Raw genomic sequence first — 16,595 nt, forward strand, 5'->3', positions numbered from 1 at the left:
ACCCTCCGTTCGGCCTGAGCGCAGTCGAAGGCCAAGCGATGGCGGCTGTGCTTCGACTTCGCTCGGCACGAACGGTGGCGGCGCGCCCGTGACGGCCGATCCGCTCCCCCCCGGCACGCGCGCGCGGCTCGCCGGGCTGCGCCTCGTCACCCGCCGCGCCAGCGGGGCGGGGGGCATTGGCCTGCATGCCAGCCGCAGCCGCGGCGCGGGGCTCGAATTCGCGCAATACCGCCCCTACGAGCCCGGCGACGAGCCGCGCCAGATCGACTGGAAGCTGTACGCGCGCGCCGACCGCTTCTTCGTGCGCGAGGCGGAGCGGGAAAGCCCGGTCGCGCTGTGGACGCTGGTGGACGCCACCGCGTCCATGGCACAGGCCGATGCGCGCGCGCCGGACTGGACGCGCTGGGCCGCGGCGCGCGCGATGGCGGCGGCGTTGGGCGAGCTGGCGCTGGCGGGCGGCGACCGCTTCGGCTGGGTGGTGCTGGCGCAGGAGGGGCTGGAGCTCGCGCAGCCCGCGGCCGGCGTGCGCCAGCGCGACCGGCTGCGGCGCGAGCTCGCCGCCCTGCGCGGGGCGGGGCGCTTCCCCGCGCCCGACCGGCTGGCGCCGGTGTTCGAGCGGATCGCCGCGCGTGACCTCGTCGTGATGCTCAGCGACTTCTTCGATCCCGCGGCGGTCGCCACCGCGACGCGGCTGGCCGATGCCGGACGCGAGGTGGTCGCGATCCAGCTGCTGACCGTCGCCGAGCGCGACTTCGACTTCGCCGGCGGCCACCGCTTCCGCGATCCGGAGACCGGCGAGGAACTGCTGGGCGACGCCGACGCGCTGCGCGCCGACTATCTCGCGCGCTTCGCCGACGCGCGCGCCGCGTTGACGGCGGAATGGGAGGCGCACGGCGTCCGCCACGCCACCTACGTGCTCGACGAGCCGCTCGACGCGCCGCTGCGGCGGCTGTTCGCGTGACGGCGGCGCTGCTCCTTCCCGCGGGGCTGGCGGTGCTGGCGGCGGTGGCGATCCCGCTGCTGGTCCACCTGGCGCGGCGCACCCAGGCGGTGCCGACGGACTTCGCCGCGCTCCGCTGGCTGCGGCAGCGGCCCCGGCCGCGGCAGCGTCCGCGCTTCGACGAGTGGCCGCTGCTCGTCGCGCGACTGCTGCTGGTGGCGCTGCTCGCGCTGTTCTTCGCGCGCCCGGTGCTGATCGGGGAGGCCCAGCCGCGCGCGATCGTGGCCGCGGTCCCCGGCGCCGACACGCGCGGCCTCGGCGAGCGGGCCGTGTGGCTCGCCCCCGGCTTCCCCCCGGTCACCGACCCCGCGCCCGCGGGATACGTGCCCGTCGCCAGCCTGCTGCGCGAGCTGGACGCGACCTTGCCCCCCGGCGCGCGGCTGACCGTGCGCGTGCCCGCGACCATCGAGGGCGCGGATGCCGAGCGGCCGGTGCTTTCGCGCGCGGTCGACTGGCAGGTGGTGACCGGCCGCATGGCGCCGCCGCGCGCGACCACGCCGGTCGCGGTGCGGCTGGCGGTGCGCGACGGCGGCGTGGCGGGGGCGGCGTACCTCCGCGCCGCCGCCGTCGCGCTCGGCCATCGCGACGCGGGGAGCGCCGCCGCGCCGCTGCCGCACGCCGGGGCGCTCGCCTGGTTCGTGCCCGGCGCGGTGCCGGACAAGGTGCGCGACTTCGCGGCGCGTGGCAACGTGGTGCTGCTGCCGGTCACCGCCTCGCTGCCCGGCGCGGAGACGGTCTGGCGCGACCGGCTGGGCGCATCGGTTGCCGAGGGCACGGCGGTAGGGCGCGGGCGCATGCTGCGCTTCGTGCGCCCGCTGGTCCCCGCCGCGCTGCCCGCGCTCGTGGAGCCGGATTTCCCCGATCGCCTCGCCGAGGCGATCGCGCCGCCTCGCGCTCGACCGTCGCGCGCGACGGCGCGCGACCTCGCGCCGGTCATCGGCGACCGCGCTGCGGGAGAGGGGCTCGCGACCACGGACCTGCGCCCGTGGCTGGCACTCGCCGTCGCGCTGCTGTTCCTCGCCGAGCGCTGGCTCGCGACGCGCCGCCGGCGCGCGGTGACGCCGTGAGCGCGCCCGATCGCGCCGCGCGCTGGACGCGCCCCGCGAAGCGTCGTGCGGGGGTGGCCACCCTCGTCATCGGCGCGCCGCTCGCGGCGGCGACGGCGCTGTGGTCGCTGCCGCTCGCGATCGTGCTGCTGGCCGCGACCGCCGTGGCGGCGTGGCGGCGCGCGCGTCGCTTCGATCGGCGCTGGCTGGTCCGCCGGCTCGACGCTCGCCACGCGGCGGCGCAGGACAGCGCCGACCTGCTCTTCGCCGATCCCGCCACGCTGGGTCCGCTCCAGCGCCTGCAGCTCGCGCGCGTGTCGCAGGGCATTGCCGAAGAGGCGACCGACCTCGCCGATCCCTGGCCGGTCGGCCGCATCGCCGCCGCCTGGCTGGCGGCGGGGGCGCTGGTCGCGGCGATCCTGCTGTGGCCTGCCGCGCGCGAGGAGCCGCTGGCGCCGAGCGACGAGGGCGTCGCGCGTGTGCCCGGCGTGCCGGCGCTGACCGGGCAGCGGCTGCGCGTCGTGCCGCCCGCCTACACCGGCCTTCCGGCCCGCGATCTCGCGACGCTGGACGCGCGCGTCCCCGCGGGGTCGCGCATCGAGTGGACGCTCGCCTTCGATCCCGCGCCTGCCGCCGCCGCGCTGGCGTTCCTCGACGGGCGACGCGTGGTGCTGGCCCCCGGTGCGCGCTGGCGCGGAGCGACGACGCTGGTGCGCTCGGGGCTGTACCGCGTCGCGCCGGCCGGGGCGCCGGCGGGGCGGCTGCACCGGATCGACGCGGTGGCGGACCAGCCGCCGCGCGTCGTCGTGCGCGCCCCGCGCGAGACGCTGACGCTCGCCACGCCCGGTCAGCGCGGCTGGACCGTCGCGTTCGAGGCACGCGACGATTACGGCGTCGCCGCCGCCGCCCGCCTGGTCGTCACCACCGCCAGCGGGGAGGGCGAGCAGGTGACCTTCCGCGAGCGCACGCTTGCCCTCTCCGGCAGCGGCGCGGCCACCGCGCGCCGCTTCGCCACGACACTGGACCTGCCCGCGATGGGGCTGACGGGGGCGGGGGACCTGATCGCGCAGCTGGTCGTCACCGACGGCGCGCGCCACGTCGTGCGAGGCCCCAGCCTGATCCTGCGCCGCAAGCCGCCGCAGAGCGATCTCGGGACCGGGCTGGACGTCGGTGTGCGCGTCGCGCTGCCTGCCTATCTGACGAGCCAGCGGCAGGTCATCATCGATGCGCAGGCGCTGCTGCGCGAGCGGCGGCGGCTGTCCCCCGCCGCCTTCCTGGCGCGCGCGCAGCGGATCGGCGACGACCAGGGGGCGCTCAGGATGCGCTACGGCAACTTCCTCGGCGGCGAGACCGAGGGCGCGAGCAACGCGATGCCGACCAGCGACGCGGAGGCGCCCGCCGCCGACGTCCACAGCCCGGACGACGGCCACGACCACGGTCCCGCCGGCACGCCCCTGGTCGGCCGCGCGGAGGACGTGCTGGGCGAGTTCGGCCACGCCCACGACGAGGGTGAGGCGGCGACGCTGTTCGATCCGGAAACGCACGCCCGCCTGACCGAGGCGGTGGACCAGATGTGGCAGTCCGAGGGCGCGCTGCGGGGGGGCGACCCGGCGCGGGCGCTGCCCTTCGCCAACCGCGCGCTAGTGCTCATCAAGCAGGTGCAGCAGGCGACCCGCGTATTCCTCGCCAAGGTCGGCAGCGAGCTGCCGCCGATCGACGCGGCCCGCCGCATGACGGGCAAGCGCGACGACATCGCGCCGACGATGCTGGCGCTTCCCGCGCGCGACGGCGACGAGGCCGCGGCCGCGCGCGCCTGGGCCGCGGTGGACGGCGTGGGCCGCGGCGACACCGCGGCGCTCGACCGCTTCCTCGCCGGTGCCGCGGTGCGCGACCCGCTCGCGCTCGCCGCGGCACGCGACGCGGTGCGGCGCGATCCCGCCTGCGCCGCCTGCCGGGCCAGGCTGCGCGGGCTGGTGTGGGAGGCGCTGTCGCGTCCCCCCGCGGGAGCCGCGCGTCGCGCCGGCGCGAGTGCGGCGGGGCGGCGCTACCTCGACGCGATCGGCGGCGCGCGATGACGGCGGAGCGGTGGACGGCAGCGCTGCTCGCGCTGGCGGTGGCGGTCGGCTGGATCCGGCTGATCGGGTGGCGCCGCGCCGCCCCGGCGCGCCCGCCCGCAGGCCGGCTGGCGCTGCTGCTGACGGCGCAGCCGGTGCTGGCCGTGCTGCTGTTCCTCACGCTCTATCCGCCGCCCACCGGCCCCGCGACCGATCCGGAGCTGGCCGTCGCCACCCGCGGCGCCTCCCCGGGCAGCGCCGACATCGCGCTGCCGGAGGCGCCGCGCGGCAGTGCGCCGGTGCGCGTGCCCGACCTCGCCACCGCCTTGCGCGCACATCCCGGCACCCGCCGCATCCGCGTCCTGGGCCAGGGGCTGGAGCCGCGCGACCGGGACGTGGCGCGCACCGTGGGCGTCGCGTTCGTGCCCGCCGCGCCGCGTCCCGGGCTCGTCGCGCTCGCCCCGCCAGCGCGGGTCGCGCCGGGCGCGCCGTTCCGCGTCGGCGGGCAGGTGGCGGGCGCCGCCGGCGCGCGCGTCGAACTGCTCGATCCCGCGGGCCGCGTCGTCGATGCGGCCGGCGCGGCGCAGGACGGCAGCTTCGTCCTGCAAGGCGCGGCGCGCGTGCCCGGCGTCGCGCTGTTCCGCGTCCGCCTGCGCGGCGGGGAGGCGGCGCCGGTGCCCGTCGTCGTAACGGCGAGTGCGCCGGTACGCGTGCTCTACCTCGCCGGGGCGCCCGGGCCCGAGGTGAAATACTGGCGCCGCTGGGCCGCCGATGCCGGGATCGCCGCCACGGTCAGCCAGACCGCGGGTGCCGGTATCGACCTGGGCGAGCATCCTTCGCCGCTGACCGCCGCCACGCTGGCGCGCTTCGATCTCGTCGTGCTGGACGATCGTCGCTGGGCGGGGCTCGGCGGTGGCGAGCGGGGCGCGCTGGCGGCGGCGGTGCGCGGCGGGTTGGGGCTGCTGCTGCGCGTCACCGCGCCGCTGCCTGCCGGCGTCCGCGCCGGCTGGGCCGCACTCGGCGCGCCGGTGGGCGGGGCGGGGCGGGGCGGGAAGCCGGCGCGGCTCGGCGGGGCGGACGTGCCGGTGCTGACGCGCTGGGACGCTCTGGCGCCCGGTGGCGTGACGCTCGGGCGCGACGCCGCCGGCGTCCCCTTCGCCGCCTGGCGCGCGCGCGGGCTCGGCCGGGTCGGCGTGTGGACGCTCGCCGACGCGGCCGCGCTGGTGCCGTCCGGTCACGGCGAGCGGTTCGACGCCTTGTCCGCCGACGCGGTCGCCACGCTGGCCCGCCCGGCGGCATCGCGGACGCCGAGCGTATCCGACTGGCCCGTCGTCGGCGAGCGCACGACCGTGTGCGGCGCGGGGCCGGGGGCGCAGGTGGTCGCGCCGGACGGGACGCGCGTGGCTCTGCTGCCGGACGGCGGATGCGCGGGCTACTGGCCGCGGACCGCGGGCTGGCACGTGCTGGCGGACGGATCGGCGCGCCTGCCCTTCCACGTGACGGAGGCGGCCGCGATCCCCGGCCTGCGCGCGGCGGACCGGCGTGCCGCGACGCTGCGACTGGCGGCGATGCCCGGCGACCCCACGCCGGCCGCGGCGGCGCCCGCGCCGATCCCCGGCGCGTCCTGGCCCTGGCTGCTCGCCTTCCTCGCCGTCGCCGCCGCTTTGTGGTGGTTCGAACGGCGGGGGCGTGGGGCGATAAGCGTCGAGAAACGTTGAAGTGCCGCCGGCGAGTGCTATGCTTCGGCCGGATCGCGCAGGACGAGCCATGAGCGGGATTGATCCATGAACTGGCCGACCGGATCGAGCGAGATGGCGCGGCGTGTGCGCGAGCACGATTGGGCCGCCACGTCGATGGGGCCGATCGATCGCTGGCCCGTCCCGCTGAAGGCGATGGTCGACGTCATGCTCGCCGCGCGCCAGCCGGTCTACATCGGCTGGGGCGACGAGGTGTTGTCGCTCTACAACGACAGCTACCTGCCGATCCTGGGCGACAAGCACCCCCACGCGCTGGGCCTCCCGTTCGCCGCGGTGTGGCCGGAAAAGGACCAGCGCGTGATGCTCGCCGCGGTCATGGCGGGCGAGTCGCACCTGCTCGTCGACCAGCCCTTTGCGCTGACCGGCCGGCCGGGGCGGCCGATGAGCTGGTTCACCTTCAGCTGGACGCCGGTGCGGCTGGAGGACGGCTCGATCGGCGGTTTCATCTCCTTCGCGACGGAGACCACGGAGGAGGTGCTGTCGCGCCGCTCGCTGGAGGAGAGCGAGGAGCGGCTTCGGCTGGCCACCGAAGTGACCGACCTCGGCATCTTCGACTGGAACCTGGCCAGCGGCGATGTGGAGGCGAACGACCGCTTCCGCGCGCTGTTCCAGCAGCCCGCCGAGGGCACCCTGCGCGCCGACAGGATCCTGGAGGGCATCGTCCATCCCGACGATCTCGCGCAGGTCCGGCAGCTGATCGCGGATGCCTGCGATCCCGCCGGGCCCGGCCGCTACGCGTTCGAGCATCGCATCCGGACGCCCGCGGGCGAGCGCTGGATCCTCACCTCCGCGCAGGTCCGCTTCGACACCGTGGACGGCGAGCGCCGGGCGGTGCGGATCGTCGGCAACGACCTCGACATCACCGAACGCAAGCATGCCGAGGACGCGGTGCGCGAGAGCGAGCATCGGCTGCAGACGCTGGTGGAAGGCATTCCGCAACTCGTCTGGCGTGCCGTGGACGGCGGCGAGTGGACGTGGTGCAGCCCGCAATGGTCCGAGTACACCGGGCAGACGCAGGCCGATTGCGTCGGCCACGGCTGGCTGGAGGCGCTGCATCCCGACGATCGGGAGGGCGCGCTGCGTTTCTGGTCGGAAGCGGTGCGCGCGGGCGAACTCGAGATGGACGGCCGGCTGCGCAATGCGTCGGACGGTACCTACCATTGGTTCCAGACCCGCGCGACGCCGGTGCGCGACCGGCGCGGCCGCATTGTCGAGTGGCTGGGCACCTCCACCGACATCGACGACCTCCGTCGGCTCCAGCAGCGGCAGGAATCGCTGCTGGCGGAATTGCAGCACCGTGTCCGCAACATCCTGACGGTGGTGCGGTCGGTGCTGAACCGCACGGCGGAGCGCAGCATCGACGTGGACGACCTGCTGGATCATTTCCGCGGGCGGCTGGACGCGCTGGCGCGCACGCAGGTGGTCGTCGCGCAGAGCGTGGCGGGCACCGTCGACCTGGAGAATCTGATCCGGGACGAGCTGCTCAGCGTGGGCGTCAGCGACGGGCCGGGCAGCGGCGTCACCCTGTCCGGACCGGACGTGGAGCTGCCGGTGGATGCGGTGGCGTCAATCGGACTCGCCATCCATGAGCTGACAACCAACGCGTTGAAATATGGCGCTTTGAAAACGCCGAGCGCGACGCTCGACATTCGCTGGTTCGTTAACATGGATGGTAGAGGTTCCCGTGTCCTGAACCTTACATGGACGGAAAAAGGGGTCCCGGTCGTGCCGGTCCCGCCGCGAGAAGGGTTTGGACGCGAATTGATCGAACACGCTCTGCCATACCGCCTCGGCGCCGTCACCGACTTTGCGTTCCGCGGCGGCGGGGTGTGCTGCGACATCCGCGTGCCGTTGCCGGCCGAAGGCCAGGTGCCGGACGCGCTGATGGGACGGCTGCTGTGAGCGCGCCGGGCGCGAGCGGCGGTGCCCCCATCACGGGGCAGCGCATCCTGATCGTCGAGGACGAATATTTCATCGCGGCCGACCTGCGCCGCGCGCTCGATCAGGCGGGTGCCACCGTCGTGGGGCCGGTCGGCGAGGTGGGTGCCGCACTGCGACTGGTGGAGATGGAGGCGCTCGACATGGCGCTGCTCGACGTCAACCTGGCGGGGGAGGCATCCTATTCGGTAGCGGAGGCGTTGGAACGTCGGGGCGTGCCGGTGCTCTTTCTGACCGGCTACGACGCATGGTCGATGCCCGAACGCTACCGCGCGGCACCGCGGATGGCCAAACCCTTCGTCGCCGACGCGCTGGTCGCTCTCGCCGGAGACCTGGTCAAGCGAGGACATCCGTCATGATCGCCGAAGATTATCGCCACATCGACGCGCCGGCGCTGCGCCGGCTGGAAGCGCTGGCACCGCTCGACCAGACCGCCAGGCAGGCGCTGCAGGCGGCGATCGCCCGATCGCGCAAGATCGCCCCGCGCCGCGAGCTGATGATCGAGGGGCGCGAGGTAAAGGAGACGCTGCTGGTCGTGCGCGGCTGGGCGGCGCGCATCCGTATCCTCGGCGACGGCCGTCGCCAGATCATGAATTTCACGCTGCCCGGCGATCTCGTCGGCCTGTGCGGGCAGGAGAACCCCGTCTCCTCCGCCACGATCATCGCGATGACCCCGGTGGCGGTCTGCACCGCGCCCGACATCGCGGCTGCCCCCGCGCTGGCGCAGGCCTATGCCGTCAGCCGCGCGCGCGAGGAGGCGTATCTGCTGGCGCAGATCGCACGGCTGGGCCGGTTGAACGCGCACGAGCGGATCGCCGACCTGTTCCTCGAACTGCTGGAGCGCCTGGAGTTTGCCGGGCTCGCCAGCCACGGCCGCTTCGTCCTTCCGCTGACGCAGGAGGTGCTGGCGGACGCGCTCGGACTCACCGCCGTCCACGTCAACCGGATGCTCCAACAGGCTCGCCGCGCGGGCGAGCTCAGCTGGCAGTCGAAGGAGCTGGTGATCCACGATCCCGCCGCGCTGGCCCGCCAGGTCGGCCGTGCGCCGGTGCGGGTGACCGCCGCCGGCTAGACGCGATCTCGACCCGTTCGTCCCGAGAGAAGTCTAAGGACGTGTCCGGGGCGGGGCGGGTTCCTCCGCTCACCGTTCCCGCGCGGAGGCCATCTGCGCGCGCGCCAGGACGCCCAGCGCGCGCCGGTCATACTCCTCCGCGAGCAGGTGGTGGATCCGCGCGACGCCGTGGTCGTGGCATCGCGCGGCGCGGGCCCGTTCCTGGCGTGCCCGCTGTTGCAGATAGTCCTGCTCGCCCTGTGACATGAGATCGCCCTCGTCCGGCAGAACTCCGGTGTGGTCCTTCGCGAGCGCGGCTTCCATCACATGGTTTAGCGGTCAGTCGCTGCCCGACCCCGGCTCCGCCATGCGCCGGTGCATCTCCGCCGTCACCTTCTCGGGCAGGACGTGCGCCGCCGCCGCCTGCAGCTTGTTCTTCAGCCCGTGGACCACGTCGCCGCGGCCGGACATCAGCGCGTCCCACCCGGTCTTCGCGACCGCCGCGGGATCGTCCTTCTCGCTGGTGCCGACGTTCGTGTCGTCCATGCCGGCGCGGCGGAAGAACTCGGTGTCCGTCGGCCCAGGCATCAGCGTGGTGATGGTGATGCCGTCGCGATCGGACAATTCGGCGCGGATCGCGTCGACGAAGCTGTCCACGAACGCCTTGGAGCCGTTGTACACGGCCTGGTACGTGCCGGGCATGAAGCCGGCGATGGAGCCCGTCACCAGCACCTTGCCGTCGTTGCGCGCCGCCATTTCCTTCAGCACGCGCTGGAGCAGGTAGACCGTGCCGGTGATGTTCGTCTCCACCACGTGGCGCCACTCGTCGACCGGCTGGTCCAGGAACGCGTGGCCCAGGCCCCGGCCCGCGTTGGCGCACAGCAGGTCCACCTGCCGCCCCGCTGCCGCCTCGACCAGGCGGTCGACCGCGTCGGTGGTGGAGAGGTCCAGTTCGATCGTCTGCGCCCCCGCGGGCACGTCGGTGAAGGGCGTGTCCGCCGCCAGCAGCAGGTCGTAGCCTTCCGCCGCCGCCAGCTTCGCCAGCTCGGCACCGATGCCGGTCGAGGCGCCGGTGATGATCGCGAATTTTCGTGCCATGTGCGTATCCTCTCAGGCAGTGCCGGGCTTCAGGACGACCTTGGTCACATTGTCCTGATCGTCGTGGAACATCTTGTAACCTTGCGGCCCTTCCTCCAGCGCCATGCGGTGCGAGATGAGGAAGGTGGTGTCGATCTTGCCCTCCATGATCGCGGCGAGCAGGCCGGGCATGTAGTGCTGGACGTGGGTCTGGCCCGTCTTCAGCGTCAGACCCTTCTCCATGAAGGCGCCGAGCGGCCACTTGTCGACGAAGCCGCCGTACACCGCGGGCATCGACACGCGCCCGCCCTTGCGGCACGCCAGGATGGCCTGCCGGTTGGCATGCGCGCGGTCGGTGCCCAGAAAGGTGGAGACCTTGATCTGGTCGATCACGTTGTCGCCGAAGAAGCCGTGCGCCTCCAGCCCGACGCTGTCGATGCAGGCGTCCGGTCCGATGCCGCCGGTCATCTGCATCAGCGCGTCGTAGACCGCGGTCTCCTCGTAGTTGATCGTCTCCGCGCCGAACCGCTTGGCGAGCGCCAGCCGGTTGGGAAAATGGTCGATCGCGATCACGCGCTCGGCACCCATCAGGAATGCGGACTGCACGGCGAACAGGCCGACCGGCCCGCATCCCCACACGGCGACGATATCGCCGGGCTCGATCTCCGCATTCTCCGCCGCCATCCAGCCGGTCGGCAGGATATCGCTGAGGAACAGCACCTTCTCGTCGTCCACGCCGTCCGGCACCACGATCGGGCCGACGTCGCTGAACGGCACGCGGACATATTCCGCCTGGCCGCCGGCGTATCCGCCGGTCATGTGGCTGTAGCCGAACAGGCCCGACATCGGCTGGCCGTACAGCGTCTGCGCGATGTCCTGGTTGTCGGCGGGCAGGCCGTTGTCGCAGGCCGAATATTGGTGCTTTCCGCAATGGTAGCAGCTGCCGCACGAAATGGTGAACGGCACCACCACGCGCTGACCCTTCTTCAGCGTCGACTTCGCGCCGGTCTCCACCACCTCGCCCATGAATTCGTGGCCCAGGATGTCGCCCGACTTCATCGTGGGGATGTAACCGTCGTACAGGTGCAGGTCGGAACCGCAGATCGCGGTCGAGGTGACGCGGATGATGGCGTCGCGCGGGTTCAGGATCTCGGGATCGTCGACGTTGTCGACGCGCACGTCGTGCTTCCCGTGCCAGGCGATCGCCTTCATGCGTCTCTCTCCTCGTGCTCGCGCCGGTTGCGCGCGCCGGTGGCGATCTCACCGGTTTCCATCAGCTGCTTGAAGCGGCGCAGGTCGCGCCGCGCCTGGATGGCGGGTTCGCGCTGGAACAGCTTGGCGATCACCTTGCCGACGATGCCCGCGGGGGGATCGTAGTCGATCGTCGCCGTCACCACGGTGCCGCGCTGCCCGGCATCGCGGAATTCCACCCGTCCGCTGTTGGGCACGTCGGCGCCGTCGCCGGAAACCCATGCGATCAGCGCGCCGGGATCGTCCTCGGTGACGATCGCGTCCCACTCGACGGTACTCCCCGCAGGCGCCTTCACGACCCAGTGCGAGCGCTTCTCGTCGATCACCTCGATCCGCTCGACATTCTCCATGAAAGTCGCGAGCTTCGCGAAGTCGCGCCAATATGCGTACAGCTCGGCGCGCGGGCGGTTGATGGTGACGGCGCGCGCGATCGGCGCGTCGCCGTCTCTCGATGCGCTCTTCGGCGCGTCGTCGCTCGCCATGGCTCAGGCGGGCTCGGCGGTTTTCGCGCGCGTGTTGGCCTTGGTCTCGGCCATCTGCGTCAGCTTGTCGTCCGTGGCCTTTTCCTCCGCCAGCGTCTCCTCCAGCACCGCGGCGCAATCGTCGCGGCCCAGTTCGCGCGCCCAGGCGATCAGCGTGCCGTAGCGGGTGATCTCGTAATGCTCGACCGCCTGGGCCGCCGCGATCAGCGCGGCGTCCAGCACCGCCTTGTCGCTGATCTCGCCCGCCACCTCGTTGGCTTCCTTGATGATGCCGTCGATCGCGGGGCAGGTGACGGCCTTGGGCGTCTGCCCGTGCATCTCGAACACGCGCTCGAGCCGCGCGATCTGCCCTTCCGTCTCACGCAGGTGAGTCTCGAATCCCTGCTTCAGCGAGGGGTCGGTCGCCTTGTCGATCATCTTCGGCAGCGCCTTCGTGATCTGATGCTCGGCGTAGTAGATGTCCTGCAGCGTGTGGACGAACAGGTCGTCCAGCGTCGCGATATCCTTGGTGAAGAGGCCCATCGCCTTGTCCTTTCCATGCGGGAGGAAGGCGCCGACCAACGGCCGGCAGCTGTCGCGAAGAACGTGCCCGCGCCGCGCCGGTTTCGGAAAAACAGGGTGATCTACGTCAGTTGGGGGTGGAACGAGGCACGATGTCAATGCCCGGTCCCAGCCCCGGCCCAGTCGCCAGCTCCAGCCTTTGCGGCACCGTGCCGATGTCGATCCCCTCCTCGCGGAAGCGGTGGAGCAGTGCCAGGAACACGTTGGAGCGCGCGCCATAGGCGTCGCGCGGGGATGCGACATGGGCGAAGCAGTTGAACAGGATGCGCCCGTCGGTGATCGCGTCGACGAACGCGGCGGGAGCCGGCTCCGCCAGCACCGCGGCCTCGGCCTCGAACGCGTCCAGCACGATCCGCCGCACCTTCTGCGCGTCCTCGTCCAGCGGAACGGAGAACTGGATCTGGATGCGGCCCAGCGGCATCGCCAGCGTCTTGTTCAGCACCGATTTCGTGATGAGCTCCGAATTGGGCACGATCAGCGTGGAATGGTCGGCGAGCGCGATCTCCGTAGAGCGCACGCTGATCCGCTTCACGTCGCCTTCGTCGGTCCCGACGCGGATCCAGTCGCCGATCTTGATCGGCCGTTCGGTCAGCAGGATCAGGCCGGAGACGAAGTTGGACGTGATCGCCTGCAGGCCGAAGCCAATGCCGACCGACAGCGCGGAGAGCAGCAGCGCGATCCGCTCCACTCCGATGCCGAGCGAGGCGAGCGACCAGATGACGGCCAGCGCGATTCCGACGTAACGCGCGATCAGGCCCACCGAATTGCGTCCCGACCCGTCGAGGTCGGTGGCGGGAAGGTAGCGCTTCTCCAGCCAGCCCATGAAGCCGCGCACCAGCGCGAGACCGATGACCAGCACCGCCACCGATCGCAGGATCGCGCCCGGCGAGATCGCGATCCCGCCCACCTCCACCCCCTGCGCGAAGCTGCCCAGACGGCCGAAGATGCCGCCGACCCCGCCCGCGCCGAACGGGCTGAGCAGCAGCCCCAGCGACAGCAGCACCAGCGCCAGGCGCAACGTGGCGGACAGCAGGAGGCCGAACTGGTCGACCAGGCTGGGGCGCAGGCCCAGGCCGCGGACCAGCGCCTGCCCGACGCGGCTGTCGCGCTGGAACAGGCTGGTCGCCACGTCGTCCGCCGCGTGCATCAGCAGGAACAGCGCCGAGGCCAGGATCACCGTCCACACGATCACCCGCGCGACGAAGATGCTGAGTCCGATGTACCCCGCCAGCAACGCAATCGCCGCCGCGCCGACCAGCAGCCACGCCACCAGCGTCACCGCGCCCAGCCCCGCGCTGGTGGTCAGGCTGCCGGCATCCTCCGCCGCGGCGCGCTCGACGCGCAGGCGGCCCAGCAGCAGCAGGAACCAGCCGATCAGCAGCAGGTGGAGCAGCGCCTCGATCGCCTGCGTCGCCACCATCGCCGCCTGGCTGGCGCCCACCGCGGCGTTGAACGCGTCGATCAGGATGCTGGCGAAGGCGAGCGCGGCCAGCATCCACGACAGCGGGCGCACGCGCGTCGCCGTCTCGTCGGCGATCGGCGCGATCCGCCACGACGGCTGGCTGCGCATCAGCACCGCGCCGAACACCGCGCCGACGAAGGCGGCGAAGCCGGTCGCGGTGACCAGTCCGTCCAGCAGCGCGCTCCACCGCTCCGGCAGCAGGCCGGCCCAGCGGAACCCCTGCACCAGCGCCAGCGCGGCGAGCAGCGGCGTGACGGTGCCCACCGTCACGCTGAAGATCGCGAAGGCCGACCGCCGCACCCGATGCCCCGGCGTGCTGCCGATCAGGTAGCGCTGGCCGATGCGCCGCCCCGCCGCCCGTACGGGAAAGAGCAGCGCCACCGCCAGCACGACGCCGAGCAGCGCCTGCCACGGCGGCGCGCCGCGCCACTGCAGCACCACCTGCGCGCTGCCGTCGCGCAGGAACACGTCGATGCGGCGCCAGTCTCGCGGCACCGCGCGCACCACCGCCTGCCAGAACGCAGGAGTGATCGGCGAGGCGACGCGGGTGGACAGCGTCTGGTTGAGTTGCTCGGCCTGTCCGCGGGCGATCTCGTCCAGCAGCTGCTGTGCCTCGACGTCGGCGAGGCGACCGCGCTTGGTCGCGGCGTCCAGCGCCGCACGCTCCGCGGCGAGCCGCTGGCGCTGGGCGCGGATCTCGGGCTCTTCCGTGGTGCCCGCGGTGACGGGCCCGAGCCCCGCGATCCGCGCCTCCACCAGCGCGAGTTGCTCGGCGATGTCGGCGGCGGCGCCGCGGGCGGCCTGCTGCGCGGCGGCGGCCTTCGTCCGCAGCGCGGTGCGGGCGTCGGCGTCGACCCGGCCGTCGAGCGCCCGGTCGACCGCGCGAAGATCGCCCTCCGCCTGCGCCAGCGAGCGCGTGGTCTCGGCCGGCGGCGTCTGCGCGGCGGCCGGCGGACCGGCCAGCAGCAACGCGAGGAACAGGCAGGCGAGGAAGGGCAGGCGGGGGAGCATCGCGTGACGTTAACGCGCGAGCCCCGATTGGGCTACGTTACCGGAACGGGGCGGGACGGACGCCGCGTGGCGTCCGCGATCGGATCAGCCGCGACGGTGCTTGCCGCCGTACTGCCGGCCGATATAGCCGCCGATCCGCGCCATCTCGCCCGCCGCGGCGTGCGCCGCTTCGGCACAGCAGGGGAGGGGGTCGCGCTCGGCCTGGGTCGCGCGCATCGATACGCGGTCGCACAATTCCTCGATATCGGCGCGGCTCAGCAGGTTCTTTTCGCGCATCAGGCACAGGAGGGTCTGCAGGATGACCATCGTCTCGTCCTGCCGGGGGGTCGCCAAGCCTTCGATGCCCATCGCGCGCTCTCCTATGTCTTATAGGAAAGGCACCATACCGCAGTTTCGATCCCGGTAAAAGCCGCTCACTCCAGCCCGCCGCCGAGCGAGCGATACAATTCGATCAGGTTGTTAGCCCGGTTCAGCCGCGTCGTGACGAGCTGCTGCTGCGCACCGTAGGACACCCGCTGCGCATCCAGCGAGACGAGGAACGAATCGACCCCCGCCCGATATCGCGCGTCGGACAGGCGCGCGGCGACCAGCGCTGCCTCCGCGCGGGCGGACTGGGCGGATACCTGTTCCTCGATCGTGCCGCGCTGCGCCAGCGCGTCGGCCACCTCGCGGAAGGCGGTCTGAATGGCGCGCTCGTAGGTCGCCACCGCCACCTTCTGCGAGGCGCGGGCGTAGTCGAGGTTGCCCCGGTTGCGCCCGCCGTCGAACAGCGGCAGCGATGCCTGCGGGGAGGCGGAGTAGGTGAAGGTGCCGCCGCCGAAGAGACCCGACAGTGCGGTCGAGATGGTGCCCAGCGTTGCGGTCAGCGAGATGCGCGGGAAGAACGCCGCGCGGGCCGCGCCGATGTTGGCGTTCTCGGCGATCAGCTGATGCTCGGCCTGCAGCACGTCGGGCCGCCGCAACAGCACCTCCGACGACAGCGACGGGGGAAGCGCGTCGCGCGTCACCGGCGCCGCGGCGAGGCCGGTGGGCAGCTGCTCCGCCGGCACGGTGGTGCCCACCAGCAGGTTCAGCGCATTCTGGTCCTGCGCCACCCGCGTCGTCGCCGTCGCGATGTCGTTGCGGGCCGCCTGGTAGTTCGTCTCCGCCTGCCGCGCCTCCAGCTCGCTGGCGACACCGATGCGGAACTGCGCGCGGGTGAGCCGCAGCGTCTCCTCGAACGTCTTCAGCGTCTCGCGCGCCAGCCGCAGCTGGTCCTGGTCGGACGCCATCGTCGTCCAGGCGGTCGCGACTTCGGCGATCAGGCTGATGCGTGCGCTGCGCTGCGCTTCCTCGCTGGCGAAATACTGTTCCAGCGCCGCCCGGTTCAGGTTGCGGACCCGGCCGAACAGGTCGAGCTCGAAGGCGGAGAAGCCCGCATTGGCGGTGTAGATCTCGATATTGGAGGAGGTGGCACCCGCCGCCGCCCCGCCGGCGCCCACGCCGCCCGCACCCGCACCGCCACCGGCGCCCGGCGTCCCGCCCGCGCCCGGCGTCGCGCCGCCCTGCGCGCCGAAGATGTTGTTCGTATAGGTCGCGCCGGCGGAGACGTTGGTGGTGGGCACCAGGTCGGCGCGCGTCACGCGATACTGCGCCCGCGCCTGAAGCACGTTGCCCGCCGCGATGGCGAGGTCGCGGTTGTTCTGCAACGCGGTGTCGATCACCTGCACCAGCCGGGGATCGACGAAGAACTGGCGCCAGCCGATCTTCGTGATGTCCGGCGCGTCCGTGGCGGCGCGCGGGTAGATGCCGCCCTCGGGCAGCGCGACCGGCACGGCGCCGGTGGGCCGCTCGTACTTGGGCGCCAGGTTGCAGGCGCTGAGCGCGGTGGCGGCCAGCAGCAGGGGCAGGAAGCGGGTCACGGGA

General features: G+C 73.0%; 15 protein-coding genes. 7 read left to right on the forward strand and 8 right to left on the reverse strand.

What is annotated here, in order from left to right; translation table 11 throughout:
• The first annotated feature begins 88 nt into the window (after positions 1–88).
• The 7 genes from HBH26_RS09890 to HBH26_RS09920 all read left to right on the forward strand — a co-directional run bounded on the left by HBH26_RS09890 (position 89) and on the right by HBH26_RS09920 (position 8,867).
• Positions 89–961 carry a DUF58 domain-containing protein gene (locus HBH26_RS09890; RefSeq protein ID WP_168134431.1) on the forward strand — a complete coding sequence of 291 codons (873 nt, stop codon included), beginning with the start codon at positions 89–91 and terminating at the stop codon, positions 959–961.
• Positions 958–2,067, forward strand: coding sequence for a BatA domain-containing protein (locus tag HBH26_RS09895; protein WP_168134432.1), 1,110 nt, complete (start codon positions 958–960; stop codon positions 2,065–2,067). The genes HBH26_RS09890 and HBH26_RS09895 overlap by 4 nt, the downstream gene beginning before the upstream one ends.
• The gene (locus HBH26_RS09900; RefSeq protein WP_168134433.1) at positions 2,064–4,121 is read left to right on the forward strand and encodes a DUF4175 domain-containing protein; all 2,058 of its coding nucleotides are present in this window, start codon (positions 2,064–2,066) and stop codon (positions 4,119–4,121) included. The genes HBH26_RS09895 and HBH26_RS09900 overlap by 4 nt, the downstream gene beginning before the upstream one ends.
• Positions 4,118–5,818 carry a carboxypeptidase regulatory-like domain-containing protein gene (locus HBH26_RS09905; protein ID WP_168134434.1) on the forward strand — a complete coding sequence of 567 codons (1,701 nt, stop codon included), beginning with the start codon at positions 4,118–4,120 and terminating at the stop codon, positions 5,816–5,818. Before HBH26_RS09900 ends, HBH26_RS09905 begins: the two co-directional genes overlap by 4 nt.
• Before the next feature lie 66 nt (positions 5,819–5,884).
• A complete protein-coding gene (locus tag HBH26_RS09910; RefSeq protein ID WP_168134435.1) occupies positions 5,885–7,759 on the forward strand; it encodes a PAS domain-containing sensor histidine kinase in 1,875 nt (624 codons plus the stop codon).
• Positions 7,756–8,154 (forward strand): response regulator, encoded by a 399-nt coding sequence (locus HBH26_RS09915; protein WP_168134280.1) that lies wholly within the window; start codon positions 7,756–7,758, stop codon positions 8,152–8,154. The genes HBH26_RS09910 and HBH26_RS09915 overlap by 4 nt, the downstream gene beginning before the upstream one ends.
• Positions 8,151–8,867: a Crp/Fnr family transcriptional regulator gene (locus tag HBH26_RS09920; RefSeq protein WP_168134436.1), complete on the forward strand. Its 717-nt coding sequence runs from the start codon at positions 8,151–8,153 to the stop codon at positions 8,865–8,867. The genes HBH26_RS09915 and HBH26_RS09920 overlap by 4 nt, the downstream gene beginning before the upstream one ends.
• Before the next feature lie 69 nt (positions 8,868–8,936).
• Here HBH26_RS09920 and HBH26_RS09925 read toward each other — a convergent pair whose 3' ends face one another.
• The 8 genes from HBH26_RS09925 to HBH26_RS09960 form a co-directional block, all read right to left on the reverse strand.
• Positions 8,937–9,170, reverse strand: a complete 234-nt coding sequence (locus HBH26_RS09925) for a hypothetical protein (protein WP_168134437.1) — start codon at positions 9,168–9,170, stop codon at positions 8,937–8,939.
• A 15-nt stretch (positions 9,171–9,185) separates the two neighbouring features.
• Complete coding sequence (locus HBH26_RS09930; protein WP_168134438.1) at positions 9,186–9,944, reverse strand: SDR family NAD(P)-dependent oxidoreductase; 759 nt, start codon at positions 9,942–9,944, stop codon at positions 9,186–9,188.
• A 12-nt stretch (positions 9,945–9,956) separates the two neighbouring features.
• Positions 9,957–11,135: a zinc-dependent alcohol dehydrogenase gene (locus tag HBH26_RS09935; RefSeq protein ID WP_168134439.1), complete on the reverse strand. Its 1,179-nt coding sequence runs from the start codon at positions 11,133–11,135 to the stop codon at positions 9,957–9,959.
• Positions 11,132–11,656, reverse strand: coding sequence for an SRPBCC family protein (locus HBH26_RS09940; RefSeq protein ID WP_168134440.1), 525 nt, complete (start codon positions 11,654–11,656; stop codon positions 11,132–11,134). The genes HBH26_RS09935 and HBH26_RS09940 overlap by 4 nt, the downstream gene beginning before the upstream one ends.
• A gap of 3 nt (positions 11,657–11,659) precedes the next feature.
• Positions 11,660–12,178, reverse strand: a complete 519-nt coding sequence (locus tag HBH26_RS09945; protein ID WP_168134441.1) for a YciE/YciF ferroxidase family protein — start codon at positions 12,176–12,178, stop codon at positions 11,660–11,662.
• A gap of 106 nt (positions 12,179–12,284) precedes the next feature.
• On the reverse strand, positions 12,285–14,690 hold the full coding sequence (locus HBH26_RS09950) for a DUF3772 domain-containing protein (RefSeq protein ID WP_168134442.1): 2,406 nt from the start codon (positions 14,688–14,690) through the stop codon (positions 12,285–12,287).
• Positions 14,691–14,774: 84 nt separating this feature from the next.
• Complete coding sequence (locus HBH26_RS09955) at positions 14,775–15,038, reverse strand: hypothetical protein (RefSeq protein ID WP_168134443.1); 264 nt, start codon at positions 15,036–15,038, stop codon at positions 14,775–14,777.
• Positions 15,039–15,103: 65 nt separating this feature from the next.
• On the reverse strand, positions 15,104–16,591 hold the full coding sequence (locus tag HBH26_RS09960; RefSeq protein ID WP_168134444.1) for an efflux transporter outer membrane subunit: 1,488 nt from the start codon (positions 16,589–16,591) through the stop codon (positions 15,104–15,106).
• Positions 16,592–16,595: the final 4 nt, after the last annotated feature.

The organism is Sphingomonas corticis (genome assembly GCF_012035195.1).
GTDB lineage: Bacteria > Pseudomonadota > Alphaproteobacteria > Sphingomonadales > Sphingomonadaceae > Sphingomonas > Sphingomonas corticis.

What these genes read in the sequence shown, in the direction of transcription:
- HBH26_RS09905 (WP_168134434.1), top strand. Translation starts at nt 4,118, where the DNA reads ATGACGGCGGAGCGGTGGACGGCAGCGCTGCTCGCGCTGGCGGTGGCG.
- HBH26_RS09910 (WP_168134435.1), top strand. Translation starts at nt 5,885, where the DNA reads ATGAACTGGCCGACCGGATCGAGCGAGATGGCGCGGCGTGTGCGCGAG.
- HBH26_RS09920 (WP_168134436.1), top strand. Translation starts at nt 8,151, where the DNA reads ATGATCGCCGAAGATTATCGCCACATCGACGCGCCGGCGCTGCGCCGG.
- HBH26_RS09925 (WP_168134437.1), bottom strand. Translation starts at nt 9,170, where the DNA reads ATGGAAGCCGCGCTCGCGAAGGACCACACCGGAGTTCTGCCGGACGAG.
- HBH26_RS09930 (WP_168134438.1), bottom strand. Translation starts at nt 9,944, where the DNA reads ATGGCACGAAAATTCGCGATCATCACCGGCGCCTCGACCGGCATCGGT.
- HBH26_RS09935 (WP_168134439.1), bottom strand. Translation starts at nt 11,135, where the DNA reads ATGAAGGCGATCGCCTGGCACGGGAAGCACGACGTGCGCGTCGACAAC.
- HBH26_RS09940 (WP_168134440.1), bottom strand. Translation starts at nt 11,656, where the DNA reads ATGGCGAGCGACGACGCGCCGAAGAGCGCATCGAGAGACGGCGACGCG.
- HBH26_RS09945 (WP_168134441.1), bottom strand. Translation starts at nt 12,178, where the DNA reads ATGGGCCTCTTCACCAAGGATATCGCGACGCTGGACGACCTGTTCGTC.
- HBH26_RS09950 (WP_168134442.1), bottom strand. Translation starts at nt 14,690, where the DNA reads ATGCTCCCCCGCCTGCCCTTCCTCGCCTGCCTGTTCCTCGCGTTGCTG.
- HBH26_RS09955 (WP_168134443.1), bottom strand. Translation starts at nt 15,038, where the DNA reads ATGGGCATCGAAGGCTTGGCGACCCCCCGGCAGGACGAGACGATGGTC.